Source organism: Oceanobacillus longus (genome assembly GCF_042650085.1).
In the GTDB taxonomy this organism is placed as follows: domain Bacteria; phylum Bacillota; class Bacilli; order Bacillales; family Amphibacillaceae; genus Oceanobacillus; species Oceanobacillus longus.
Map to the genome: position 1 here is coordinate 1 of NZ_JBHSAO010000024.1, position 904 is coordinate 904.

Genomic DNA, 904 nt, shown 5'->3' on the forward strand with positions numbered 1-904 from the left:
CGGTTGTTCAGGATTTGACGCACTTGCGTGAGTTATTGTTCAAACATTGTCAGGATGATCATTTAAGAATGCATTATAAAAAGGGAATTTGTATCGCTGAGCTCATAAAGGAAGAAAAGAAATATGGTCTCGCATTACCTGAGAAAGAGTATCCAGTATTTAATAAAACGCTGGTTTCAGCTAATAAATATGGTGAGGTAAGAATTGATGGAAAGGAAATCCACATACCGAATAGTTATCACTATACACAATTGTATGTAATTAAGTACTGGGATGACTTTAAAGTGATCTCTCCGCAAGGAGAAGTGCTTTATAAGGGACCTAGACTATATATGAATCGTTCTAGGGAAATTCCATGGCAATCCATTTTGAAAAATTGGATGAGGAAACCAAGATCAATTACCTATTCTAGATACTTCCCATATCTTCCAGGAAGAATCGCGCATATTTTGAATAGTGAATCAATGAAACTCAGAAAAGAACGTGTCGATTGGTTACAGAGTTTAATAATAAAATACAGTATGCAAGAAATAGATGAGCGTTTCTATGAATTGTTACCAGTAGATGATAAAGAAAATGGAAATGAATCATTACATGATTCGATTGCACATCCGTATGATGTAAATTGGAGTATCTACGACTCTCTTCAACCTTTAAACCATTCGTTGAAAGGAGAGGAAGTACAGAATGTCTAATTTGATTAGAGAGAAATGCAAATCGTTGCGTTTAGCATATGTCGCAGACATATACGAGCAGATTCCCTTCGAGAATCCCGAGCAGTATATCTCGGATTTATTACAACAGGAATTGGAACATAGAGAGGTAGCTAAAGGAGAGCGTTTGATCAAAAAGGCGAAATTCATGAATGAAAAAGAATTAGAGGATTACCGGTGGAGTGAACATA

2 pseudogenes are annotated in these 904 nt (G+C 36.0%); both read left to right on the forward strand.

The features are described 5' to 3' along the window. Positions 1 to 695 (forward strand): annotated as a pseudogene (locus ACFOUV_RS18600) (IS21 family transposase); the annotation flags it as partial. Further along, a pseudogene (locus ACFOUV_RS18605) lies at positions 688 to 904 on the forward strand (ATP-binding protein); the annotation flags it as partial. The pseudogenes ACFOUV_RS18600 and ACFOUV_RS18605, both read left to right, overlap by 8 nt.